Annotated in this window: 1 protein-coding gene; it reads left to right on the top strand. The window is 65.6% G+C overall.

Annotated elements, in window-relative coordinates; translation table 11 throughout:
- On the top strand, window positions 1-1510 hold a 1510-nt coding region (locus Pma05_RS42070; RefSeq protein WP_203863134.1), incomplete at both ends, for an acyl-CoA carboxylase subunit beta.

The following is a 1510-nucleotide window of genomic DNA, read 5'->3' on the forward strand; positions in this document are numbered from 1 at the left end:
AGGAGGCGGTGCGTGCTGGGTCGGTTCGGGCGGTGCAGAAGCAGCATGCGCGGGGGAAGAGGACCGCTCGGGAGCGGATCGGGTTGCTGCTTGATCCGGGTTCGTTTGTCGAGTTGGACGGGTTGGCTCGGCATCGGTCGACGAATTTCGGGTTGGACCGTACCCGTCCGTACGGGGATGGTGTGGTGACGGGTTACGGGACTGTCGACGGGCGGCAGGTGTGTGTCTTCGCTCAGGACTTCACGGTCTTCGGTGGTTCTCTGGGTGAGGTGTTCGGGGAGAAGATCGTCAAGGTGATGGACCTGGCGATGAAGATCGGCTGCCCGGTCGTCGGGATCAACGACTCTGGTGGTGCCCGGATCCAGGAGGGTGTGGTCAGCCTCGGCCGCTATGGGGAGATCTTCTTCCGTAACGTCCGCGCGTCCGGGGTGATCCCGCAGATCTCGCTGGTGATGGGACCCTGCGCGGGTGGTGCTGTCTACTCTCCGGCGGTCACCGACTTCACGGTGATGGTCGACCAGACCTCGCACATGTTCATCACCGGCCCGGACGTGATCAAGACAGTGACCGGTGAAGACGTCGGAATGGAAGAACTCGGCGGGGCGCGGACGCACAACACCCGCAGCGGTAACGCGCACTACCTGGCCGGCGACGAGGACGACGCGGTCGACTACGTCAAGGCGCTGTTGTCGTACCTGCCGAGCAACAACCTCGACGACCCGCCGGTCTTCGACGCCCCCGCCGACCTGGACGTCACCGACACCGACCGGGAACTCGATGCCCTGATCCCGGACTCGGCGAACCAGCCGTACGACATCCACCAGGTGATCGGGCACGTCCTCGACGACGGTGAGTTCCTGGAGGTCCAGCCGCTCTACGCGCGGAACATCGTGGTCGGCTTCGGTCGGGTCGAGGGCCGACCGGTCGGAGTGGTCGCGAACCAGCCGATGCACTACGCCGGCTGCCTCGACATCGCCGCGTCGGAGAAAGCCGCCCGGTTCGTCCGCACCTGCGACGCGTTCAACATCCCGGTACTCACCTTCGTGGACGTACCCGGCTTCCTACCCGGTACCGGCCAGGAGTGGGACGGCATCATCCGACGCGGCGCCAAACTCATCTACGCCTACGCCGAGGCCACCGTCCCGAAGATCACCGTCATCACGAGGAAGGCGTACGGCGGCGCGTACGACGTGATGGGCTCCAAACACCTCGGCGCCGACCTCAACTACGCCTGGCCAACCGCCCAGATCGCGGTGATGGGCGCCCAAGGCGCCGTCAACATCCTCTACCGCAACGAACTCGCCACCGCCGACGACCCCGCCACCCTCCGCGCCGACAAGATCCAGGAATACGAAGACACCCTCGCCAACCCCTACATCGCCGCCGAACGCGGCTACATCGACGCCGTAATCCGACCAGCGGAGACCCGCAGTCAGCTCGTCCGGGCCCTACGTATCCTGCGGACGAAGCGGGAGACCCTGCCACCGAAGAAGCACGGCAACATCCCGCT

The sequence above is a fragment of the Plantactinospora mayteni genome (genome assembly GCF_016862935.1).
Taxonomy (GTDB): Bacteria; Actinomycetota; Actinomycetes; order Mycobacteriales; family Micromonosporaceae; genus Plantactinospora; species Plantactinospora mayteni.